Genomic DNA, 23,789 nt, shown 5'->3' with positions numbered 1-23,789 from the left:
CGGCTTATCCGGTGCAAATAGTACAGCCAATAACCATACCAAAACGCCCTCTGAATAGCGTATCCAGAGGGCGTTTTGTCAAGTAGTCAAAAAGCTTTAGTCAATCAGCATGGCTTTTCCGCTGACAACGTCGTTCTCAACGGTTTTGAACTTCACGTCACGCTTCACGGAGCCGTCGACATACTGTACGTTAACGCGGGCGTTACGATCCAGCTTGGCCACGCGGGCCGGTGCCTGACGCGGAGGCATTGGCGGAGCGCCTGCACCCATCGCGTTGTTTTCGGCCATTCGACGGGCGTATTCTTCAGGACCAGTGGCCAGATGATCGTCGTCGAAGTCTTCCATATTCGTATGAAGCTCCGGCTGGGGCTGCGGACGGCTCTGCGCCGGTGCCTGACGGATCTCCTGCTGTATATCCTCGGTTTCCTGAGCCGGAATGTCCGCCTTTGTCAGGAAGCTGATCGTATCGAAGTTAACCTTGTTCAGGAAACGCTTGAACAGCTCAACCGATTCGAACTTGTAGACCAGCAGGGGGTCTTTCTGTTCAAAAACGGCATTCTGTACCGACTGTTTCAGGTCGTCCATTTCGCGGAGGTGTTCTTTCCACTCCTGGTCGATCACCGATAGCGTAACGGCCTTTTCCATCTCGGTCACAATGTCGCGGGCACCGGAATCAACGGCTTTCCGCAAATCAGAAATAACCGTCAACTCATGCAGTCCGTCCGAGAAAGGAACAACGATGTTTTTGATCTGATGTCCCTGGTCAGTCAATACCTGCGTGAGCACAGGTAAGGCTTTCTCGGCGATGGCGTGGTTTTTGGCCTGATAGTTTGCTTCGGCTTCGTCGTACAACCGGCGAATCTGATCCGGCTTTTTCAACCGGTTGAATTCTTCGGCCGTTAACTGGGGCGATAAACCCACCGTTGTCAGCAACTGAAGTTTGATCTCTTCGTAATTGCCTTCGGCATTGTTGACCGTTTCCTCCACAACATCGTACATGGTGTTGGCAATATCGAGGGGCAAACGATCGCCAAACAGCGCGTTCCGACGGCGTTTATAGATAGCCTCGCGCTGGTAGTTCATCACGTCGTCGTATTCCAGCAGCCGCTTCCGAATTCCGAAGTTATTCTCTTCGACTTTCTTCTGAGCCCGCTCAATCGACTTGGTGATCATCGAGTGCTGAATGACTTCGCCCTCTTCCAGACCCATGCGGTCCATCACTTTCGCAATCCGCTCCGAGCCGAACAACCGCATAAGGCTGTCTTCCAGCGAAACGAAAAACTGCGACGTACCCGGATCGCCCTGACGACCGGCCCGGCCGCGCAGCTGCCGGTCGACCCGACGCGATTCGTGGCGTTCCGTACCGATAATGGCCAGACCACCGGCCGCCCGCGATTCGGGGGTCAGTTTAATGTCGGTACCCCGACCAGCCATGTTGGTCGCAATGGTAACCGTACCGGGTAAACCGGCGGTGGCCACAATTTCGGCTTCCCGCTGGTGGTATTTGGCGTTCAGGACCTGGTGTTGAATTTTGCGAAGGGTCAGCAGGCGACTCAGTAATTCGGAGTTTTCAACGGATGTTGTACCCACCAGTACCGGACGACCTTTCTCCACCAGGCTCGTTATCTCATCAACAACGGCATTGTATTTCTCCCGTACGGAGCGGTACACCTTGTCTTCTTCATCGGCCCGGCTGATGGCCCGGTTCGTTGGAATAACGACCACGTCCATTTTGTAGATCTGCCAGAATTCCGATGCTTCGGTTTCGGCCGTACCGGTCATACCCGCCCGCTTGTGGTACATGCGGAAATAATTCTGAAGCGTAACCGTGGCGTAAGTCTGGGTGGCATCTTCCACCTTTACGTTCTCTTTCGCTTCCACCGCCTGGTGCAGACCATCCGACCACCGGCGACCTTCCATGATCCGGCCCGTTTGCTCATCCACGATTTTCACCTTACCGTCCATAATGACGTACTCGGTATCGCGCTCAAACAAACAGTACGCCTTCAGTAACTGGTTGACCGTATTGATCCGCTGCGTTTTAACGGCGTAATCCCGAACGACGGATTCCTTATGCAAAATTTTCTCCTGTTCCGAGAAATCGCCGTCTTTGTCAATGGCGTTCAGGTCGATGGAGAGGTCGGGGAGGATGAAGAAGTTCGGATCTTCGCCCGAGCCGGTAATGTAGTCAATCCCTTTCTCGGTCAGGTCAATGCCATTATGGCGCTCGTCGATGGTAAAGAAAAGGGGCGCATCAGCTTCCGGCATCAGTTTCTGGTTTTCGGCCAGATAAATTGATTCGGTTTTCTGAAGCAGGGCTTTATTACCCGTTTCGCTCAAAAACTTGATCAGGGGTTTGTGTTTCGGCAACCCGCGATAGGCCCGGAACAACGACAAACCGCCCTCTTTCTCATCGCCGGCGGCAATTTTCTTCTTGGCGTCATTCAGGTAGTCGTAGACCAGCTTGCGTTGTGCCTCCACCAGGCGCGATACGCGGGGCTTCAGCTCAATGTAATCCTGCTCATCGCCACGGGGTACGGGACCGCTGATTATAAGCGGTGTCCGGGCGTCGTCGATCAGTACGGAGTCGACCTCATCCACCATTGCGTAATGGTGTTTGCGCTGAACAAGCTCACCCGTCTCGCGGGCCATGTTGTCACGCAGGTAATCGAAACCAAATTCGTTGTTGGTTCCGTAAGTAATATCGGCGAGGTAGGCGTTCTTACGCTGCTCTGAGTTCGGCTGGTGTTTATCGATGCAGTCAACCCGCATTCCGTGGAACTCAAACAAAGGAGCCATCCACTCGGAGTCACGCTTGGCCAGGTAATCGTTGACCGTTACAATATGCACACCCCGGCCTGCCAGTCCGTTGAGGAACGCAGGGAAAGTAGCCACCAGGGTCTTCCCTTCGCCCGTGGCCATCTCCGCAATTTTACCCTGGTGAAGTACCACGCCCCCGATGATCTGAACGTTGTAATGCACCATATCCCATTTGATGGGCGTTCCGGCGGCATCCCAGGTATTGGCCCAGTGAGCCTGATCGCCGTCAATGACCACGTTTTTCTTGCGGGAAGCAATCTCCCGGTCGAAATCCGTCGTCGAAACCGTCAACTGTTCATTCTCGGTAAACCGGCGGGCTGTTTCTTTGACAACGGCAAAAGCACGCGGGAGGATATCCATCAACACGCGCTCCAGTTCGGTATTGCGGTCGGCTTCGAGTTTATCGATCTGGTTAAAGATCCGCTCCTTCTCATTCACGTCTACGTCAGGATTGCTGGCGTGGTCGTTCAGCTCGGCAAGCTGCGCATCAATATCGGCTAACTCCTGCGCGATTTGAGCCTTGAGCTCGGCTGAAACACGACGTAACTCGTCGTTCGAGAGGTCTTTTAACTGAGCAAATTCGGCATTTACCTTCTCAACATACGGAAGCAGTTCTTTAATGTCCCGTTGCGATTTGGTTCCGAAAAATTTAGCTATGAGGTTAATCATATTATCGTTAGTAATTAGTCGTCAATGGTAGCCTCTACTGGCCAACGCGGGTTTATTTATGCGCGAAATCGCTTGTGCGATCGTTCTTGATTTATATACTAAACACAAATGGCTGCACGTATATTTCAGTATTGACTGACCTGCCGACTTTTTTGCAAATTTAGTGCATTACCGTGGGACTACAATCCAAGTGCCTTATGGATAGCGTCACCTTATCATACGGAAGTGGTGTATTGCCAAGAATACACTACTTTTGCAGTTCAAATTTTGGCCCAATAGCCATGGTTTATGTTTCTTAAGGACAAATTGTCACGTTTTATCCGTCTTACACGCCCTTTCCAGATTATTTTCCTGTTGTTTATGCTGACAGGATCATATCAAGCTGTTGCTCAGCGGCCCCGTTCCCGGGTCGACCAGTTGAGTGACGAAGATGTGCAGAACTTCTACCAGAAGGCGCAGGCAAGTGGGCTCAGCGAAGCCCAGATCGAGCAGGCTGCCATGTCGCAGGGGTATACCCTCGACGATATTGCTAAAATGCGCAAACGCATTGCTCAGATTCGGTCGGCGACGAACCGATCGCAAAACCAATCGCAATCTTCTCAGGATAATTATAAAGGTCGGGTACTGCCTTCTGACCTGTCGATGCGGTACGATTCACTGGCGCAAGACACCATGCGCCGGGATACAAGCCGGAAGCTTAAAGTGTTTGGTGCATCCCTATTTGAGAATGCCAAACTGTCATTCGAACCGAACCTGCGCATTGCTACACCCCGTAACTATGTAGTTGGGCCGGATGATGAAATCAATGTCGACATCTCCGGTGCCTCAACCGGGCAGTATCAATTGAAAGTAAGCCCGGATGGTACAGTCAAAGTACCCGATCTGGCCCCCATCTTCGTCAGCGGACTCACTATAGAGCAGGCCGAGCAGCGGATAATTGCTCGTTTGCGGCAGGGGGGCTATCAAGGTCTGGGTAAGCCGGGAAGCGGCACCAGTGCGAACGTAAGCCTGACCAATATTCGGAGCATTCGCGTTATTCTGGTGGGGGAAGTCGTCAGGCCCGGAACCTACACGATCACCTCGCTGGGATCTGTCCTGAATGCCCTTTACCTGGCAGGTGGCCCCAATCCGGAAACCGGTTCGTTCCGCAAGATTCAGGTTATTCGGAGCAACCGTGTGGTTCGGACGCTGGATCTGTATGACTTTATCCTGCGAGCCGATCAGCGCAATAACATACGGCTACAGGACCAGGACGTTATCCGGGTGGCCGATTATGAAACGCACGTTGAACTAAACGGGCAGGTGCGTCGCCCTGCCATATTTGAAGTGCTGCCGGGCGAGACACTGAAAACGGTACTGGGCTTTGCGGGTGGCTTCGCCGACGACGCATACCGGGCCTCTATCACGCTTCGGCGTAACACCGCTCGCGAACGACGAATCGTAACCATTACGGAAGAGCAGTTGGCCAGCTTTATTCCTAAGGCGGGTGATAAATACGAAGTGGGTAAAATACTGGAACGATATGAAAACCGAATTCAGGTGGCCGGAGCGGTTATGCGTCCCGGCGATTACGCGCTTGAGCCAGGGCTGGAGACCGTCAAACAGTTGATCACGCGGGCGGAAGGTCTTCGCAAAGATGCGTTCACCAATCGGGCTACGATTGTTCGGGAGCGGGCAGACATGGACCGCGAAAATGTCTCGTTCGATCTGGGTAAACTCCTGCGGGGAGAAATTCAGGATATACCCCTGCAAAGCCAGGATAGCCTAACCGTTCTATCGATTCGGGATTTACGCGAAGAGTATTACGTCACGATCGAAGGCGCCATTAACCGGCCGGATACGGTTGAGTATATTGCCAATATGAGCGTGGCAGACCTCATCGCCCATGCGGGTGGCTTTCAGGAAGGGGCTAAACCCAATCTGATTGAAGTGTCCCGACGGATACGCCAGGACTCTTCGGGTATACGCACAACCATGGTAGAAATTTACCGATTCGCTATTGATCGTAATCTGCAGATTACCCCAATGGAGGCTAATCCGGGCAGCTCGTCCCAATTTAAACTCCAACCGTTCGATGTCGTATATGTACGGAGTTCAGCCAACTACCAGGCACAACGCCATGTAATGGTATATGGTGAGGTGATGCAGCCCGGGAACTATGCCATTGCCAGCCGGCAGGAACGAATTGGTGATGTAATACAGCGGGCGGGTGGTCTAAAACCCGAAGCTTATATGGCAGGAGCCCAATTTCGACGTGAGGGTCAATTAATCGGGAACGACCTGCGTAATCTACTCGCTGACCCCGGTGGTGAAGAAAACCTATTGCTTCAGGATAGGGATACATTATATATCCCCCGACGATCAGAGATCATTACCGTACAGGGAGCCGTTTTAAATCCAGCGTCGATTAGTTACAAAGCGAATTACTCCTTTGACGACTACATTAGCGAAGCGGGTGGTTTTACAGAGAACGCTCGGCAAAGTAAAGCGTATATAAACTACCCGAACGGACGAAAAGACCGTTCTCATAATTTTCTATTTTTCGCATCTCGCCCCCATATTGAGCCTGGATCAACGATTACTGTACCATTCAAACCTATTGACTCTAATCGGCTGAGTTCTACAGAAAGGATAGGAATTCTATCTCTTCTAGCAACAGTTTCCATTGCACTTATCAACGTTCTTTTGCGCTAACCTCTGTTTTAACGATGTCAACTTCAGAAACTATAAAGACAAGCGAAACTGAGGATGATGAAATTGAAATTCGTATAAGCGATGTCATTCAATTTCTGAAAGATAGCCGTCGATGGGCTTTAATTACAGGACTGGCGCTATTGGTGGTTGGCGTTATTTATGCTTTCCTTAAACCAAACCAGTACACATCTCAGGTAACTGTAATGCCGGAGCTTCAATCAAAAGGTATGGAGTTGGGAGGGCTAGGCTCACTTGCTGGATTGGCTGGTATTGATCTTGGCGGTGCAGGTGCAACAGGATTGGATGCCATTCGACCTGACATATATCCTAACGTTTTGCAAAGTGTACCTTTTGCACTTTATCTGTTAAAGCAACCTGTTTATTCAAACCTTTTAAGAAAAAAGACATCCTTACAAGGATTTATTGAAGAACAGGGCCAACAATCCTGGCTGAGTGGTGCCGACAATAGCGAAGATAGCCAAGTGCCCGATCCTCAAAATTTTAGCAGGACTTTACAGATTACAAAAAAACAAGAGGAGCTTATCAAAGTAATACATGGTTCAGTAGCGACACTGTTAGATAAGAAGAACGGAATTATTACTGTGTCAGCTACTTTTCCTGATCCTGTAGTAGCCGCTGCAGTTGCCCAATTATCCCTTGAATATCTTACAAATTACATCACAAGCTACAGAACAGAGAAGGCGAGAAATCAGGTTCAGTTTCTGGCAAATCAGTTGAATGATGCAAAAAGTCGATATCAAAAAGCAGAATATGCCTTATCGAACTACCGGGACCGTAACCGAAGTCTGTTTCTAGAAACGGCTAAATTAGAGGAGCAGCGACTGCAGGGAGACTTTATGCTTACTCAAAGCGTTTTTAATGACTTGTCCAAACAATTTGAACAGGCGAAAATAAAAGTATCCGAAGAATCACCCGTATTCAAAGTACTTGAACCGGCTCGAATCCCTCTAAAAAAGAGCGCTCCTAAGCGAGGATTCATTATCCTAGGATTTCTTGTAGCCGGCACATTTCTGGGAGTTGTGTTATATGGTTTAAGGCGGTTTATTCTCAATTCGAAATAATAACCAAGTGAAGACAGCATTAATTTGTGGGGTGTCGGGCCAAGATGGTGCCTATTTAGCCAAGCTTTTACTAGGCAAAGGGTATAAAGTATTTGGTGGCTCACGCGATGCCCAAATGTCTTCGTTTGCTAATCTCAGCCGATTAGGTATCAGGAAGGACGTTGAGCTAATTTCCATAAGTATTAATGACTTTCGTAGTGTACTTCAAACAATACTAAAAGTCAAACCCGATGAAATTTACAATCTCGCCGGGCAAAGCTCGGTTGGTTTATCATTTGAACAACCCGTTGAAACTCTAGAAAGTATAAGTGTTGGAACGCTAAATCTACTGGAGGCAATTCGTTTCAGCAATCTGCCGATTCGATTTTATAATGCGGGTTCAAGTGAATGTTTTGGTGACACAGGTAAATTTGCCGCTGACGAAATGACGCCATTCAGGCCACGTAGTCCGTACGGAGTAGCAAAAGCAGCTGCTTTTTGGCAAGTAGCCAATTACCGGGAAGCCTACCAGCTTCATGCCAGCACCGGTATTCTATTCAACCATGAATCACCGCTACGGCCTGAGCGATTTGTTACTCAAAAAATAGTAACCGCTGCCTGTCGAATTGCTAATGGTAGTTTAGAAAATTTAATTCTGGGCAATATAGATATTGCTCGGGATTGGGGATGGGCTCCAGATTACGTTGAAGCTATGTGGTTTATGCTCCAGCAGGAGAATGCTGATGATTTCGTAATTGCCACTGGTCATACGAATAAACTCAAAGATTTCATTCGTATTGTTTTTGAAACCGTTGGATTAGACTGGGAAAACCACATAAGCATAGATCAAACACTTTTTAGACCAACCGATATTGCTGAAGGACATGCTAATCCCTCAAAAGCAAAAACTCAATTAAACTGGTCCGCTACATATAATATTGAGGAGGTTGCCCAACGTATGGTAGATGCCCGTATGAATCAATCTGTTCAATAGTTACATGGAAAAAAAATTAACTAGTTGGTTCAAAATATCATATCTACGAGAAAAGATTCCCGGTAAAAAATCGCTTATTAACCTGGGTTGGCTATTTTTTGATAAAATATTCAGAATGGCAACAGGAATGATAATAGGGGTATGGCTCGCACGATATTTGGGTCCTACAGATTATGGATTACTAAACTATGCCAGCGTTTTTCCTCTTGTTTTAGCACCATTAGCCTCCTTGGGCGTAAATAATATTTTGATAAGTGAAATACCAATTAAGGATAAGGAGGAGGGCAACAGGCTTTTAAGGACAGCAATTAGCATGAAGTTCTTATCTGGATTAATTGCATTTCTACTCATAGTTGTTTTTAGTTCTTACATAAATTCGTCTGACCAACAACTGGTTCTACTGATATCAATTTCATCTGTTAGCCTAGTTGTGCAATGCTTTGACGCCCTAGACATATATTTCCAGAGCATTCAGAAAGTACATTATTCTATTATACCTAAAGTTACCTCCTTTATACTGGCTTCATGTGTTAGAGTATATGGCTTAACCGAGCATTATAATGTAACTTTCTTCATCGTTGTTACAATAATAGAAATTTCGATTAGTTATATAATTATATATTTAATTTATTTAATACAATCTAAAGAGTTTACACCTAAAGTAGTATTTGATAAAAAGATAGTTCAGGGACTTATTAAGCTTTCTTGGCCTCTCATGTTATCGGAGTTTTTTATTTTTATCTATATGCGTATTGACCAGCTTATGCTAAAATACCTTACAACGCCAGATGAGCTTGGTCGGTATAGTGCAGCCCTTCGACTATCTGAGGTATGGTACTTTGTTGCGGCTGTTGTTACTGCCTCGATCTATCCAAGTATCATTGTTTTACGAGCACATGACTATAAGTCTTATTTAAATCGCTATCAGAAATTGCTCAATCTGCTTGCTGTAGGAGGAGTAGTAATTGGTCTGGTATTTTCTATATTATCTAATCAGATTACTACGTTAATATATGGACAAAAATATGATGGGATAGGTCATATTTTAAGTGTCCATATTTGGACTGGTTTGTTTGTATTTTTAGGTGTTGGCATAAATAATTGGTTTGTTGTAGAGAATATGCAACGCTTTCTTTTATGGAGAACTATAATCGGTGCGCTATTCAATGCAACGCTAAATTACTTTCTTATTCCCTCATATGGCGCGATAGGTGCATCGGTTGCAACTCTTCTGGCTCAAATCATAGCTTCATATTTGACAAACGGCATTTATAGCAAAACGAAGGAAGTATTTCAACTGCAAACGAGAGCTTTGCTATACTTGCCTAATGTTATATTAAGTAAATTTCGTTGATGAATTATTGTGGGCTAATGAAAAGCAATAGTTTTACTATTAACTAGAATAGTTAATAGTAAAATGTAATAATCTATCTTAAAAAAACACCGCAGTAATTTTTGGCACTATTTAAGAAATTAGTGAGCGAAATATCATTACGAACTTGGTTAGAAGAAAAATGTTAGAGACACCTGTGTTGTTAATTATGTTCAATCGCTCTTTGCAAGCGATGCAAGTGTTTGAACGTATTAGAAGTGTAAGTCCTTCAAAGCTCTATTTAGCAGTTGATGGCCCTAGATCAGGTAACGTGTCTGATATTGAAGAAACAGAAAAATGCCGTCAAATAGAGAGTCTTGTTGACTGGCCTTGTACAGTTCAAACATTATTCAGAAAAGAAAACTTAGGATGTAGACAGGCGGTAAGCCAAGCCATTACTTGGCTTTTTGAACACGAAGAAAAAGGAATCATTCTAGAAGATGATTGCTTGCCTGATCTTAGCTTTTTTGGATACTGTCAAGTCCTCTTGAATCGATATGTAAATGAACCTAAAATAATGCATGTTGGTGGGAGTAACCTTTACGGAGATATGAGATGGAATAACGACTCCTTTTTCTTTACAAACATTCCGCATATATGGGGTTGGGCAACATGGCGTCGTGCTTGGAAAAAATACGATATCACTATGTCTGATTATAAAATTTTCGAAAAAAGTGGTGGTATAGAAAGGACAATAAAAAATAAAAATTCTCAGTTGTTCTGGAAGAAATCATTTGGCAGTTTACTAAAAGGAGAAATAGATACCTGGGATTACCAATGGGTATTTACAATATGGAATAATAATGGTCTTTGTATTATCCCTAGGGAAAATCTAATAACCAACATTGGATTTACTCAAACGGCTACTCACACAAAAGAAAATAGTGTTTGGGCAAATCTACAGGCAGTAACAATAGATGCAGCCTCTATGCAATACCCAGAGGTCATAGAGATCAACACTGTTGCAACGCAATACGCTTACTCTCATTTTTATCAGTTACCCTCGTGGTGGCATAGAAAATTAAAAGGAATTAAGCGTTTAGTTAAATAAACCTTCATGATTAATGTAGGCTTATTCGTTAAATAATGAATTCTTTTTAAGGACAAAAGATGTATGAAAATACTTAAGAAAATACAAGATCTATTCAAAATAATAAGGCAGATAAGACAATATAATGTTGAAAACAGGTTATTGGTTGGGGCACTTCTTGCTAGGCAAATATCAGAAGAGACTTCTATAAATGAAGCCGAATTTAAAGTTTTCTCGCAATTTGGAGATGATGGCATAATACAATGCATTATAAATAACACGAAAGTTTCTAATACAAAATTTGTTGAATTCGGAGTGGAAACTTATGATGAAGCTAACACTAAGTTTTTATTGATGTATAAAAATTGGCAAGGTCTAGTAATAGATGGATCAGAAGCTAATGTAAATATTATAAAGAAAGATCCATTTTTCTGGCAATATGATTTAACAGCTGTTAGTTCATTCATAACTGCTGAAAATATAAATGATTTATTATTAAAGAATGGCTTCAGTGGAAAGATTGGTTTACTAAGTATTGATATAGATGGTAATGATTATTGGGTTTGGAAAGCTATTACAGTAACGGAACCAGACATTGTGGTTGTCGAGTATAATAGTCTATTTGGTATAGATAGAGCAATTACTATTCCTTATAAATCTGATTTTTATAGAGGAAATGAGCATTACTCCAACCTTTATTTCGGAGCGTCATTAGCTGCTCTATATGATCTAGCTAAAGCAAAAGGGTATTCTTTTATTGGATGCAATCAAGCGGGAAACAATGCTTTTTTTATAAAAGACAACTTAATAGATAAAATAAAACCTGTTTCTCTTGAAGAGGGTTTCGTCTCTGCTCGTTTTAGAGAAGCTAGAAACAAAAATGGGGAACTGACCTATGCTGGCATAGAAGAAAGAAAGAATGTAATAAGTGGTTTACCGGTTTTTAATATAAAAACTGGCTCAATCGAAACCTTTTAAGATGTGAATATTTTTTTTGATTATCAGGCGTTCTCTCTTCAAACCTATGGTGGTATATCTAGGTACTTTTGTGAATTAATAAACGGGATTAATAAAACTGAAGATAATCATGCTCATTTATCGCAGTTGTGGTCCAACAACGTTCATTTAAAAGAATATGGTATTAAAACATTGCCGTACCCTTTTAAGAACAAATACAGTCGTGTGCTACATAAACCCAATCAGCTCTATAATCTTCTGGATTATAAAACTGGTCAGTATGATATATATCATAGTACTTACTTCGACGATTTTCTTAGTAAGCCGGTTGGTGATAGACCATTTGTTACAACTTTTTATGATATGATTTATGAGCGGTTATCTAATCAGTTTATAGAACTGTCTGCTGATAAGTTTATAATACCCCAAAAGAAAAAAATTGCTTACCGGTCAAGCCATCTTATTGCCATATCGGAAAGCACAAAGCGCGACATGGTTGAAATATTAGGTATTGAGCCGTCTCGAATATCGGTTATTTATTTGGGGAGTTCATTTCAGCCGGAGTCAATCAACCAAACAACTTCAGATTTGTCTGTCACGGAGCAACCTTATCTTTTATTTGTTGGTAATCGCGCCGGGTACAAAAATTTTTCACCTTTTTTAAAAGCAGTAGCTCATTTATTAAAGCGATATTCTATCAAATTAGTGTGTGGAGGGGGAGGTAGTTTTACGTCAACAGAAAAGGATGTGATTCAAGAATTATCCTTACAAGGTCTGGTAGAGCAGCGATTGATCAATGATACGATTTTACCCACATTATATAAAAAAGCTTTAGCTTTTGTGTTTCCTTCGCTATATGAAGGCTTTGGAATCCCAGTCCTTGAAGCTTTTTCTTGTGGTTGCCCCTGTATAATCAGTGATTCTAGCTCATTACCTGAGGTTGCTGAAGACGCAGCCATGTACTTTGATCCAACCAATGTTGGTTCTATAGAAGCTTCTGTTGAAAAAATTATTTTAGATAATTCACTACGTTCAGAACTGGTTAGTAAAGGTTGGCAACAATTGAATAAATTTTCTTGGTCACGTACTGTTCAGGAAACTTTAGAGCTTTATAAAAAACTAACTTAAGTATAGGGTAACTACTTACTTAATGAAATATAAAGTGATCACTTTTTACTAAAGCAAAGTGGTAGTGTAATACCAATTACCTTTATTTATGTATTACTATGAAAAATATAATGTTTATGTTATGACAATATCATTTATGGTATTGGCAGTTTTGTTTTTTATACTACTAAGAAAAAAGATTTTTTCAATTATCGATCCATTGGTAAACAATATTATATGGTGTGCAAGTAGTTTGGGATTACTGTTTGGCTATTTAGTTTCGAAGAATATAAATCTGGATGGATTTTCGTTTGTTTCAGTTTTTTTTGTATACATAGCTGGACTTTACTTTTTTCTAGATACTACTCCCAGAAAAGTATCAGACTTGGAGAAAGGACTTACAAGTAAGAAAAATACTTTATTGTTTACGGTGTGTCTGTTACTTAATTTAGGAAGCCGTCTTGAATTTATCAGTTATGCAATAGAGCATCCATCAATTGCCAGTTGGTTTCTATATAAATTTGTACAGTATGAAGGCCGTAGTTTTTGGCAATATATTTTACAAATTGGTGCCAAACCATTTTTCATATATTACCTCTTTGTATTACTTAGAACAAAAAAAGAATGGCGTCCTCAGTTAATAATCATATTGATTATTAACAGCCTTCTGGATATAGTTGCTGGCGGGAGGTCGTCCTTGTTGGGATTGCTTGACACTTACGGATTTTTTATTTATTACTTCTCGCCTTATTACACGAAGAAATCTGTAAACCGACTAAACTGGTACGGTATTAGTTTCATTATTTTTGCCTTGATAAATAGTATAATTGTCACATCTTTTTATAGTAGCGAAGGGACAATTGAGGATGGAGTTTTACGTATGGCAAATCGTATACTTAGCGCCGGGGACGGCCTAGAAATGTATCTGGCTAATAATGCTTCCAATATCATTCCCTCCGGCGTCTTAGAGTATTCTAAGGCCGCTTTTGGTATATTCATTAAACAGATTATACCTATTGAAACACAGTCTGTGGGATGGCAATTGTATGAAATTGATAGTGGTCACATTTCGCCAGTTTCTGTCGGCCCTAATTTTATTCTACCCCTACAGGTTATTATCCTCGGAAAATTCTTTCTTATACCGTATACACTTTTTATTAGCTATGTTGTGTCGTTCCTTCGCGGAAACAGACTTTCCAAGAGACTAATAAAAAGCCAGCCACTGTCCTTCGTTCTAGGTATCCTAACCTTTCAATTGGTAATTGATGTAGAGTTCTTTGTATTACAGTTATGTGCCTGCTTGTTTGTATATTATTGTTTTATTTATCCGTTCAGAAAATTTACGTTGGTTAATGATATACCAGGAATTTCCTATTTTTTGAAACGTAGGGTTCTTGACCGTAGGTCATCAGCTAACTTGTTATAGCTTTAAAAAATAACCTGCTTTATTGCTTATTTATCAAGCCTTGTCAGAAGTATTCGCCCGGAAAATTATTGACTTGAATACATACATTATTTAAGGATTAACCCAAGCAGGCTTTCCCGAGACCATTTTGAGTATTTGTCCATCATTTCCCTTTTTTAATCGATTCCATTTGATTCCATCATGATAGAGAAGTTCCCCGGGACCAGATGATGGGGCTTCAATAGAAACAAGCGATTTAAAATCAAGCATACCATTTTGGGCAGGTGAATGCACCGCATAGGGATTAGCAAAATTCGTGAATGTATTATGCGCTATTTCATTATTTATATTGCTTGTACTGATCATAAAAAAAGCATTTGTCTGTGTAGTTGAGATACTATAAAAAGCATTTCCTACAAGTACTGATCCCTGCATTCCTGAATTGGCGTCCAGGTCGATTAATTTATTAGCTTTGTTTGTTGAGCTTGAATAAACACTATTGCCAACTACGGAAGCTCCATAAATGACGCCCGGCTGGCTCACCTTCAAAAAATACCCATCTGTTTTATAGCCTGTGTTGCCACTTATACTACAACCAAATAAATTAATGGGCAGGTGGATGAAATTTCTAACATTTGTATACTCATTGCCATTGACAGATAAAGACGTGATGATATCGGCTCCGTAGCCATTAATAAATGTGGTATTATGCCGGGAATTGTCGCTATTCGATACTCTGTTCCCAGATACAGTTACACCTTTGGCCGAGTATAAACGTATTATATCCAGTGCAACCTCGAAGAAGGTGTTATTGGTAATGCTTACGTCTACAGTGGGTGGTAAGCCCGGCTTACCAATAGCAATGGCGTGAAAGGGAAGTACATCAAACGTACAGCCGGAAATCTGAATGTCTCCTCCTTTAGTTATCCAGATTGCTAGATTTTCAGCCGTCTGAAACCAGCAGTTTCTAATGTAGTTAGAATTTCCATTGCTAGTGCCAATAATAATCTGAGCAACAGACAGGTTCTGTTTAGCAGAGCCAGACTTAAAAATTATGTCTTCAATAACGGTTGCATTAGATACTTTATCTGAACCTGCATCCAGGCTAATCATTGATATTCCGGGTACTCCTTGTATAAGTTGAGTACCTGCGTAAGCACCTCCCGCGCTACCCTGAAGCTTTACAGTCCCCGTGATGTGGATTGTTTTGTTAATTTTATATATACCCTGTGGTATATACACTGTTAAGTCACGCCCTTTCCATTTAGAACTGAATGCGCCATCTTTAGCTGGGTCCTGTAGTTCGGTGGCGAAGTTAACAGCAGCTTGGATAGCAGGTGCGTTATCAAAGTTAGTACCGTCTCCTTGAGCACCAAACCATAAGACAGAAACTGGGCCATCAATAACGCGCTTGTAACGTAAACCAGAACGGGTTACAACTACCGTACCTGTATTATCAGGTGTAGTGGAGTCTTCGGGGTCGAGGATAAACGTGCCTTGCTTGGTCTTGTCTGTTATATTGATAGCTACAGGAGCCGTATCACTTAATAAATTCATTGATCTAACTGTAGCAATATTTTGATAGACAGTCAGGCTATTAGCTTTAGGGTCAATCCGAAGTGGAATCTCTCTCCCCGAAGTAGTTCTTGAATACCAATAGCCATCGGTTTTTAAGCGCATATCCTCCCTTCCACCTACATCGGGTACGCGTGTAGAAGAAGGTAAATTCTTCTGAGCGGAAGAAATGAGAGGTATTGTCAAGAGTAATAATAGGATATAAGGCTTCATTCTAAATCAGTTTTAGCTATACTACTTATACGCTGAGCAAAAAGTTTGACAGCTTCAATAGCTGATGTTATAAGGATAGGGTGGAGAATTTGTTCTTTTGGGGTGACTATCGCTCGTATACCTGACTGTAAAGCCATAATCCATCAAGTTGATCAATTATATTCAAAGTCAAAGGATTAAGTGTAGTACTAGCTCGTAGAAGAACAGAAAAATATATGCCTATATTTACTTCGTAAATCAATTGTTGAGCTATAAATAGCGAACTACGCCATTTTTTACAAAGATTTTACTCACTAATGCTTTTTAATTCGATACATTTTTTAATTTTTTTTATTTGTATTACTTGCGCCTATTACTTACTGCCATATCGTTATAGGTGGTTGTTATTATTAACAGGTAGCTGTTACTTTTATATGGCGTTTGTTCCCATATATATAGTAATACTTGGATTCACTATTGTCATAGATTATATTGCTGGGATCTATATAGAAAAGACAAGCGGTAGAAAAAGAAAATTGTTTCTAATATGTAGTTTAAGTGCCAACATTTTAGTTTTGGCCATATTTAAATATTATAATTTCTTAAATGAAAGTTTTGATACTGTTTTAAATCAGTTTAACCATACAACTCCATTCGATTCTTTAAAAATACTGTTGCCGATTGGACTATCTTTTCACACATTCCAGGCAATGAGTTATACTATTGAAGTATATAGGGGAAAGCAAGCTGCGGAAAGACATTTTGGTATTTATGCGCTTTATGTCATGTTTTACCCACAGTTGGTAGCCGGTCCAATAGAACGACCACAAAATGTGCTATACCAGTTTTACGAAAAGCATAAATTCAAGGCAGAAAATATATCTGAAGGCTTAAAATTAATTGCTTGGGGATTATTTAAAAAGGTCGTTATCGCGGACAGATTTGCCATTATTGTCAATAAAGTTTATAATGACCCAAAGCAGTTTGAAGGACTCCCTTTAATTTTTGCAACTTTTTTATTTGCCTTTCAAATTTATTGCGATTTTTCAGGCTATTCAGACATCGCTCTGGGCACAGCTCGGACAATTGGATTTCGTTTGATGAAGAACTTTGATTCGCCATATTTTTCAACTTCAGTATCAGAATTCTGGAAGAGGTGGCATATCTCGCTATCAACATGGTTTCGAGACTATTTATATATACCATTAGGTGGGAGCCGTGTATCTGAATACCGATGGTACTTCAATTTATTCATAACGTTTCTAGTAAGTGGTTTATGGCATGGTGCTAACTGGACGTATGTGATCTGGGGAAGTTTGAACGGGTTATATTTAATTATTGAAAATAGTACAAAGCAGTTTTGGACAAAGATGTATGATTTTGCCGGGCTTTCGAGTAAAATCCGATCTTCCATAGGATTAATTTGTACGTTTACCCTAACCTGTTTTGCATGGATATTTTTTAGAGCCAAAACAGTACAGGATGCATATTATATCATATCACATTTGACTATAAGTTTAGGGTCAAGTATTAGCCATTTAAAGCCAAGTGCCCTAGGATCTACGCAGTATGACTACCTAATAGGTTTTTTGGCCTTAGTCGTTTTACTGACTGTAGAACGAGTGAATGTAAGTGTATCCGTTAATGGATGGCTCATGCGCCAAAGTTTTGCTGTGCGCATGACGATCTATTATATGTTTGTCATGTTTATACTTATGTTCGGTATGTTCGATGTTCAGGAGCAATTTATTTACTTTCAATTTTGATGAAACAAGTTTTAGCTTTAGTAAAGCCGGTAATAGTAATAGCTAGTTTTGTCATACTAACTGTGTCTGTAATACTCTATCTAATTGCCCCGCTTACGCGTAACAAATCCAGTTATGTAGCTGCTTCTCTAGATAAGGAAGAGCGGCTGATCACGGTTAGTCCTCCCCGGCTTATTTTTGTAGGGGGGTCAAATCTGGCCTTGGGACTCAATTGTCGATTAGTGCATGAGAAAACAAAATTCTCAGTAGTAAATATGGGCCTTCATGCCGGGTTAGGTTTGAATTTTATATTAAATGAATCCTTACCAAGTATTCGATCCGGTGATATTGTTGTTTTATCTTTAGAGTATTTCTTAGAAGATGGTAACAAAAAACTAATGGCTCAATTAGCAGACGTAAATCCTGAGTCAGTATCTAGAATGGGTCTTTCTATATTAGATAGGCTAAGATTACTGGTATCGCAATTGCAATTGTGTTGTAGTAGTGCTTTTTATAAACTTATTGGTAAAGTAAATGATCCTATATATTATAGAGAGGGTTTTGATGAGTTTGGGGATTTGAAAACACATTTCAATCAACCAAAGCCTACTTTTCCCTCTGGCAGTGTTATATTCTCGAATACTAATTACGATGAAGGTTTATTGGCAATAAACGAGTTTATTGATCGGGCGAAAGCAAAAGGAGCAACTGTTTATTTTACTTATCCAGCATTTCAGCGTTCAACATACAACTTGAATAAAGAAAAACTGTTAGAATTATCAAAGCAATACGCACACACATTAAAGTGCCCAATAATAGGCAGTATGCAAGATTTCGTATTAGATGATAAATATATTTTCGATACTGTTTATCATTTGGATAGTACTGGTGTTCAAAAACGAACTGAAATTTTACTAGGTTTACTTGAAAAATCGAAATTAGTAGTTCCACATGCAAACTAGAAACACAACTGGTTGAGAACTGAATTTATAGTTTTTTTACTATACCTTTTTTTACTAAAAACATTTTTATAGATAATTTTATTTTATTGTTCAGCACGAGAAGTGGTGTAGTATAACGAGAAAGAAGTTCATTTTTGACTTTAGCTCTATAGGTTTCATCTATGGCTTTGAATAATAGTGTCGTACTTACTCCGCCAGTACGCATCATTACTGTCGAATAAGGAAGATAAGCAGCTCTAAGTCGATTCTTTGGTCTCATGAGAAATTCATAATCTCCTGAAATTTTATACGAATCATCAAACATACCATATTTAGTAAATAGTTCTCTAGAATGAAAACTACCAACGTGCCATGTTATCATTTTGTGTTTAAAACGCTCCCATTCCCAAGCTTCTCCAACTGTTTCTATTATTTTCATCTCACTATTGACAAGGTCAATTTTCGACGATACAAACTCCAAAGAATCTTTTTCTGGGAGGTTACCAATAAAATCAACATAAGCTTTTAATGCATTGGGATAATAGGAGTCATCGGAGCCCAGAAATGAAATCCACTTTCCGGATGCAACTTTAAGTCCTTTATTCCAGGCATCATATATACCCTTGTCTGGTTCGCTTATAGTGTATTTTATATGTTTACTGTATGTGCTTATTACTTTTGTCGTGTTGTCAGTTGACCCACCATCGATAATGATCAATTCATAATTTGTATAATTTTGATTAATAATGCTTTCTATAGCACCGCCTACGTAGCGCTCTCCATTATATACTGCAATAATTATACTAATTAGTGGGTTATAGGAAATCATCTTAACTTTATTAGGATTCTTTTTGGTAATTCAAAATAACCTTATTATATCCTTAATAGCAACCTTACAATCTTTCTTGAGTCTGCCAATACAGATTTAAGGCCGAGAATATTTATATAAAAATTTAGTTTTCAGTGACTTAACTATCTTTCGTCGTTTTTCATGTAAGTACTTAGTTTCCATTTTCAATGGTATTGTCAAGTATCTTTATAAATCATATTTTTTGTCCAGCTTGACTAAATATACCTTTTTAAGATAGAATTTGGGTTTGAGTTGTCGTATGTTATTAAGTAGCTTTGTAATTTAATAGGCCAGCAACATGATTTCCCCACCCGTTTTTTCAATTATTACAGTTACTTACAACGCCATAAGTACACTTGAAAAAACTGTTCAAAGTGTTTTAAGACAAGATAAGACGCTTTTTGAGTATATAATAATCGATGGTGGAAGTAGTGATGGTACAGTTGATTGTATTGAAAAGTATCAGGACGACCTTAGTTATTGGATTAGTGAAACTGATAAAGGTATTTATGATGCTATGAATAAAGGCTTGGATAAAGCTAAAGGAAACTGGATATTATTTCTTGGCGCCGATGATCGTCTGTATCCTGACATTATAAGTAAAGTTTCTAACCATCTGGACGACTCTTTGGATATAATTTTTGGAGATGTACTATTCAGTAATGGGGAACGCTATAATTCTGAATTTAATATAAAGACTATTCTGAACAATACCGTTCATCATCAAGGAGCTTTTTATAACAAAAGGTTATTTACTGATTTTAGATATGATATTTCCATTAAAGCTATGGCAGATTATGAATTGAATTTACTAATATACTTGTCTGGTAAAAAGAGGAAAAAAATTAGATTCGATATTGCTGAGTGTGATATTCAGGGAGCTAGTTCAGATGTTAATCTTTCTTTAGAGGAGCTTCAATTGGTTCATTCGAAATTTTACAGCCCTGTCTCAGGGTTTTTTTTATCGAAGTTGATAAAACTTAAATACTTCTTGCATTATAGATTTTTTGACGTTTCTAAATAGTTAAATTTTGTATGATAAGTGTGTGTATGGCTACTTATAATGGTAGTAAGTACGTTATAAGACAAATAGATTCAATTATTGATCAGCTTGGAGTCGATGATGAGATCGTTGTGTCTGATGATAATTCAACAGACGATACTTACGATGTCATACTTGCTATGAATGATAAGCGTATTAAAATAGTAAAAAATAATATTCTATATAAAGGCCCATTAGCGAATTTTGAAAATGCGCTGAAGCATGCTAAAGGTGAGTATATATTTTTATCTGATCAGGATGATATTTGGGCCAGCAATAAAATTGAGATAATGACTCAAAAGCTTGAATTTTATGATTTAGTTTTAAGTGATTGTGAGGTTGTAGATGAGTCAATAAATGTTATCATTCCATCATTCTTTGACTTTAGGCATAGTAGGTCTGGTATTTTCCGAAATCTATATAAGAACTCCTACATCGGATGCTGCATGGCTTTTAGACGTGAAGTTCTAAAGTATGCTTTGCCTTTCCCCGCTTCAATACATATGCACGATTGGTGGATTGGTTTGCTTGTGGAAGCAAGAGGAAACGTCTGCTTTGTTCATCAACCCCTTATGAAATATGTGAGGCATGGTAATAATGCGTCACCGACTGGTGAAGTATCTTCTTATACTGTTAGTGAACAAGTCCGTACTAGGCTACTTTTGTCGTGGCATTTGTTTAAAAGGTGTTTTCGCTGTTTATAGATTTTATTAAGTGTATAAATGATATCTGTTATAATTCCTACATATAATGCAGCCCAGTATCTGCCTGAGTTACTCTCAATTCTAAAACAGCAAACTATTGAGCACGAATTAATTATACTAGATTCTGAATCAACGGATAATACACGGACTATCCTTGAGATGAACGGAGTAAAATACGTTTCAGTACCTAAATCAGAGTTTAACCATGGGGCTACCAGGAATATTGGTGTAAGGTTAGCGGGGAATGAGCTTATTATCTTTTTAACGCAGGATGCCTTACCTGTTTCTACCAATACACTAGAGACACTGGTTAATTGTCTTGTTAGTAACGACACTATTGCTATGGCTTATGGCAGGCAGTTGCCTTATCCTCAGACAGATCTATTTGGAAAAATAGCGCGCTACACAAACTATCCGGAACAAAGCTTATTAAAAAATAAGGCTATGATCGGGAAATTAGGTATTAAGACATGCTCTTGTTCTAATTCTTTTGCGGCTTATCGAAAATCATTGCTTCTTGATAATGGTGGCTTTCCTGATGATACAATCTTGGGCGAAGATGTTACTATTGCTGCTCATTTCATTTTAAAAGGCTATACACTAGCTTATTGCGCAGAATCTCAGGTATTACATTCGCATAATTACTCGCTTAGTGAAGAGTTTCGCCGATACTTTGACATTGGTGTTTTCCATCGGCAGCAAAACTCAGTTCTTCGATACTTTACAAAAGCAGAGTCAGAAGGATTGCGCTATATAATTGAGGAAAGTAACTATTTAATAAAAATGGGTGCCAGCCGCCTGTTACCCATGCAGTTTGTTCGAACTGTCGCAAAATATATTGGCTATAGAACTGGCTGGTTTTACACTGCTTTACCAATGAGAATTACACGGGGATTGAGTATGCATCGCTCCTTTTGGCGTTAACTTAGAGGTATTGGATCGTTTACGAAAAAGTCACTTTGAAGTTCAGTAAAGCCTTCATAATACACCGGTTCCCCAGTTCCGCTACCTGATACACGTGGTGTTAATAACACTGAGCCAATATTATTTGAAAAAGTAAGATCAAGAGTCAAGCCATTGATATTGAGGTAAGCTGGATCTGTTACACTTTGATCCAAGATTATCACGGTAATTGATAGAGGGTCAAGAATGCCGTCGTACCGTTGATTGACAACAATCTGAGCCTGAAAACAAAGAGTAGCTGCTTTTCCTGACCCATAACCGCCAGCCTTAAGTACGCCGTCAATCCACAGACGATAATAACCACTATTATTTGATATACTCGTTAAACGGGCTTCTTTAAACCGGAATATTGTTAGTGAAGTAAGTGAGCCAACAACGCCGATAACTGGTGTATTATTTGTTAATAATTTCAACCTTCCGTTTCGTTTCTCAAAAGGTGCAGAAGTATTTAAGCTAATGTTAGTAGATCGTCTGAGAAGGTTTGCAGATATAATTAGTTGATTGTCAGATATCGCGAAGCAAGTGATTTCACTGTTAATAGCGTAACCAGCGGCTTGCTGGTTACCTCCTCCTGCAGGCGCATGATACAGTACTATTCTATTTCGCTCTGAAGGAACAGGAAGGGAGATACGTGCTTTCAGACCGGCAGTAATGCAATTTGTTACGTCAATCAATTCGGTTGTTGGTGATGACGAATTGGCCATAACAATGTCGAAGTCACAATTTTCAAAACCGCTGTTTTCTGCAACTTTTACAAACCTTGAAAATGATTCTATTGTACCGTGGATTTTTAAGTTTGTTGTAGAAGTGGTACATAAAACGGCTGTTTCATTAGTTCCTGCATTAGAGGAAGCGCGGCCGAGATATCCCTGAAAATTAATGCTGTTCGTCCCGATGAGAATCAAGGCCGGTTGTCGTTTCTCAATGGATTGTAAAGATGTTCCATTAATACTGACTACGCCCATTGAACCGGTTCCAGAGGCAAGCGTTTGGTAAGCGCTCGTCGCGTTATAGTTGGCTCCACTAATGACTACATTTGCTGTGTAACTCAGTATAAGTGGAGAATTAGATCGAACCAAACATTCGTGTATATAAAATTCTTCGCTACGGATGTTCAATATGCCGATACACCCTAAGCCACCATTCGCAGAAGCATTATCATTGAACTGAATATGACACTTTTTAATCCCACAGTTTAGCCCGCCATTCGTTGTTAGGGCAAATTGAACCCCCAATGTAGATGTGTTGGCTGGACTCCCTGATGGTGAGACGAAATAAAAATTCTCACATCCTGAGTATGAAGAGCCGCTGAAATCGAAAATGGCTCTATTACCTGTATTGCCAAGTATAGTCGTATTAAGAAAAGAGCCTCCATCCCCCAGCAGCCAAATTCCATCTGTGTTAGTTACATTAATCGATGTATTCACTAAGTAGCGCCCGGCTGGAAAGTATATAGTAGCTCTATAGGCCCCGTTAGTGCCAGTGGATAATGATTTTGCAAAATTTATGGCTTGTTGAATAGAGGTAGAGTCATCTGTTAATCCATCCCCTTTTGCGTTATAAGGGGTGTCTTTTACATTAATTGCCATTTGTATTTGTGCATTAGGATTATAATGTGTGTAAGTATGTTTATATTTATGTTAATAAACAAGGAGTAACGTAAACTGT

At 40.4% G+C, this 23,789-nt stretch carries 17 protein-coding genes; 13 read left to right on the top strand and 4 right to left on the bottom strand.

The features are described 5' to 3' along the window. Window positions 1–96 precede the first annotated feature (96 nt). Window positions 97–3,489, bottom strand: coding sequence for a preprotein translocase subunit SecA (gene secA, locus ACYVK4_RS04025; protein ID WP_461126201.1), 3,393 nt, complete (start codon window positions 3,487–3,489; stop codon window positions 97–99). A 288-nt stretch (window positions 3,490–3,777) separates the two neighbouring features. Between secA and ACYVK4_RS04020 the strand changes: the two genes are divergently transcribed. From ACYVK4_RS04020 to ACYVK4_RS03985, 8 genes are all read left to right on the top strand, one after another. After that, on the top strand, window positions 3,778–6,183 hold the full coding sequence (locus ACYVK4_RS04020; RefSeq protein ID WP_461126200.1) for an SLBB domain-containing protein: 2,406 nt from the start codon (window positions 3,778–3,780) through the stop codon (window positions 6,181–6,183). A gap of 14 nt (window positions 6,184–6,197) precedes the next feature. Further along, window positions 6,198–7,265 (top strand): Wzz/FepE/Etk N-terminal domain-containing protein, encoded by a 1,068-nt coding sequence (locus ACYVK4_RS04015; protein ID WP_461126199.1) that lies wholly within the window; start codon window positions 6,198–6,200, stop codon window positions 7,263–7,265. Between the two features lie 7 nt (window positions 7,266–7,272). Then, complete coding sequence (locus ACYVK4_RS04010) at window positions 7,273–8,238, top strand: GDP-mannose 4,6-dehydratase (protein WP_461126198.1); 966 nt, start codon at window positions 7,273–7,275, stop codon at window positions 8,236–8,238. Window positions 8,239–8,242: 4 nt separating this feature from the next. Next, a complete protein-coding gene (locus ACYVK4_RS04005; protein WP_461126197.1) occupies window positions 8,243–9,592 on the top strand; it encodes a flippase in 1,350 nt (449 codons plus the stop codon). A gap of 145 nt (window positions 9,593–9,737) precedes the next feature. Next, entirely contained in the window at window positions 9,738–10,661 is a 924-nt protein-coding gene (locus ACYVK4_RS04000) for a nucleotide-diphospho-sugar transferase (RefSeq protein ID WP_461126196.1), read from the top strand. Window positions 10,662–10,724: 63 nt separating this feature from the next. Beyond that, window positions 10,725–11,618: a hypothetical protein gene (locus ACYVK4_RS03995; RefSeq protein WP_461126195.1), complete on the top strand. Its 894-nt coding sequence runs from the start codon at window positions 10,725–10,727 to the stop codon at window positions 11,616–11,618. Window positions 11,619–11,621: 3 nt separating this feature from the next. Then, entirely contained in the window at window positions 11,622–12,725 is a 1,104-nt protein-coding gene (locus ACYVK4_RS03990) for a glycosyltransferase family 4 protein (RefSeq protein WP_461126194.1), read from the top strand. Between the two features lie 88 nt (window positions 12,726–12,813). After that, entirely contained in the window at window positions 12,814–14,130 is a 1,317-nt protein-coding gene (locus ACYVK4_RS03985; protein ID WP_461126193.1) for a hypothetical protein, read from the top strand. A 90-nt stretch (window positions 14,131–14,220) separates the two neighbouring features. Here ACYVK4_RS03985 and ACYVK4_RS03980 read toward each other — a convergent pair whose 3' ends face one another. Further along, window positions 14,221–15,897, bottom strand: a complete 1,677-nt coding sequence (locus tag ACYVK4_RS03980; protein WP_461126192.1) for a glycosyl hydrolase family 28-related protein — start codon at window positions 15,895–15,897, stop codon at window positions 14,221–14,223. Window positions 15,898–16,310: 413 nt separating this feature from the next. Here ACYVK4_RS03980 and ACYVK4_RS03975 point away from each other — a divergent pair, with 413 nt between their 5' ends. Both ACYVK4_RS03975 and ACYVK4_RS03970 read left to right on the top strand, forming a co-directional pair. Continuing rightward, on the top strand, window positions 16,311–17,642 hold the full coding sequence (locus ACYVK4_RS03975; protein WP_461126191.1) for an MBOAT family O-acyltransferase: 1,332 nt from the start codon (window positions 16,311–16,313) through the stop codon (window positions 17,640–17,642). Beyond that, window positions 17,642–18,583, top strand: a complete 942-nt coding sequence (locus ACYVK4_RS03970) for a hypothetical protein (RefSeq protein WP_461126190.1) — start codon at window positions 17,642–17,644, stop codon at window positions 18,581–18,583. Before ACYVK4_RS03975 ends, ACYVK4_RS03970 begins: the two co-directional genes overlap by 1 nt. A 25-nt stretch (window positions 18,584–18,608) precedes the next feature. Here ACYVK4_RS03970 and ACYVK4_RS03965 read toward each other — a convergent pair whose 3' ends face one another. Further along, complete coding sequence (locus ACYVK4_RS03965; protein WP_461126189.1) at window positions 18,609–19,391, bottom strand: glycosyltransferase family 2 protein; 783 nt, start codon at window positions 19,389–19,391, stop codon at window positions 18,609–18,611. Window positions 19,392–19,710: 319 nt separating this feature from the next. On the opposite strand from ACYVK4_RS03965, the gene ACYVK4_RS03960 reads away from it, so the two are divergent. Genes ACYVK4_RS03960 through ACYVK4_RS03950 form a run of 3 tightly spaced genes read left to right on the top strand, consistent with a single transcriptional unit; the run spans window position 19,711 to window position 22,082 of the window. Continuing rightward, entirely contained in the window at window positions 19,711–20,436 is a 726-nt protein-coding gene (locus ACYVK4_RS03960; RefSeq protein WP_461126188.1) for a glycosyltransferase family 2 protein, read from the top strand. Window positions 20,437–20,462: 26 nt separating this feature from the next. Next, a complete protein-coding gene (locus tag ACYVK4_RS03955) occupies window positions 20,463–21,158 on the top strand; it encodes a glycosyltransferase family 2 protein (RefSeq protein ID WP_461126187.1) in 696 nt (231 codons plus the stop codon). Window positions 21,159–21,176: 18 nt separating this feature from the next. Beyond that, entirely contained in the window at window positions 21,177–22,082 is a 906-nt protein-coding gene (locus ACYVK4_RS03950) for a glycosyltransferase family 2 protein (protein ID WP_461126186.1), read from the top strand. Here ACYVK4_RS03950 and ACYVK4_RS03945 read toward each other — a convergent pair. After that, window positions 22,079–23,710, bottom strand: a complete 1,632-nt coding sequence (locus tag ACYVK4_RS03945) for a glycosyl hydrolase family 28-related protein (protein WP_461126185.1) — start codon at window positions 23,708–23,710, stop codon at window positions 22,079–22,081. The genes ACYVK4_RS03950 and ACYVK4_RS03945 overlap by 4 nt on opposite strands. Window positions 23,711–23,789 lie beyond the last annotated feature (79 nt).

The organism is Spirosoma aerophilum (assembly GCF_054782495.1).
Note: the sequence above shows the minus strand (reverse complement) of the source record. Positions and strands in the feature narration are given on the sequence as shown.

What these genes read in the sequence shown, in the direction of transcription:
- ACYVK4_RS03970 (WP_461126190.1), top strand. Translation starts at nt 17,642, where the DNA reads ATGAAACAAGTTTTAGCTTTAGTAAAGCCGGTAATAGTAATAGCTAGT.
- ACYVK4_RS03955 (WP_461126187.1), top strand. Translation starts at nt 20,463, where the DNA reads ATGGCTACTTATAATGGTAGTAAGTACGTTATAAGACAAATAGATTCA.
- ACYVK4_RS04020 (WP_461126200.1), top strand. Translation starts at nt 3,778, where the DNA reads ATGTTTCTTAAGGACAAATTGTCACGTTTTATCCGTCTTACACGCCCT.
- secA (WP_461126201.1), bottom strand. Translation starts at nt 3,489, where the DNA reads ATGATTAACCTCATAGCTAAATTTTTCGGAACCAAATCGCAACGGGAC.
- ACYVK4_RS03985 (WP_461126193.1), top strand. Translation starts at nt 12,814, where the DNA reads ATGTATTACTATGAAAAATATAATGTTTATGTTATGACAATATCATTT.
- ACYVK4_RS03950 (WP_461126186.1), top strand. Translation starts at nt 21,177, where the DNA reads ATGATATCTGTTATAATTCCTACATATAATGCAGCCCAGTATCTGCCT.
- ACYVK4_RS03965 (WP_461126189.1), bottom strand. Translation starts at nt 19,391, where the DNA reads ATGATTTCCTATAACCCACTAATTAGTATAATTATTGCAGTATATAAT.
- ACYVK4_RS03945 (WP_461126185.1), bottom strand. Translation starts at nt 23,710, where the DNA reads ATGGCAATTAATGTAAAAGACACCCCTTATAACGCAAAAGGGGATGGA.
- ACYVK4_RS03980 (WP_461126192.1), bottom strand. Translation starts at nt 15,897, where the DNA reads ATGAAGCCTTATATCCTATTATTACTCTTGACAATACCTCTCATTTCT.
- ACYVK4_RS04005 (WP_461126197.1), top strand. Translation starts at nt 8,243, where the DNA reads ATGGAAAAAAAATTAACTAGTTGGTTCAAAATATCATATCTACGAGAA.
- ACYVK4_RS04015 (WP_461126199.1), top strand. Translation starts at nt 6,198, where the DNA reads ATGTCAACTTCAGAAACTATAAAGACAAGCGAAACTGAGGATGATGAA.
- ACYVK4_RS03975 (WP_461126191.1), top strand. Translation starts at nt 16,311, where the DNA reads ATGGCGTTTGTTCCCATATATATAGTAATACTTGGATTCACTATTGTC.
- ACYVK4_RS03960 (WP_461126188.1), top strand. Translation starts at nt 19,711, where the DNA reads ATGATTTCCCCACCCGTTTTTTCAATTATTACAGTTACTTACAACGCC.
- ACYVK4_RS03995 (WP_461126195.1), top strand. Translation starts at nt 10,725, where the DNA reads ATGAAAATACTTAAGAAAATACAAGATCTATTCAAAATAATAAGGCAG.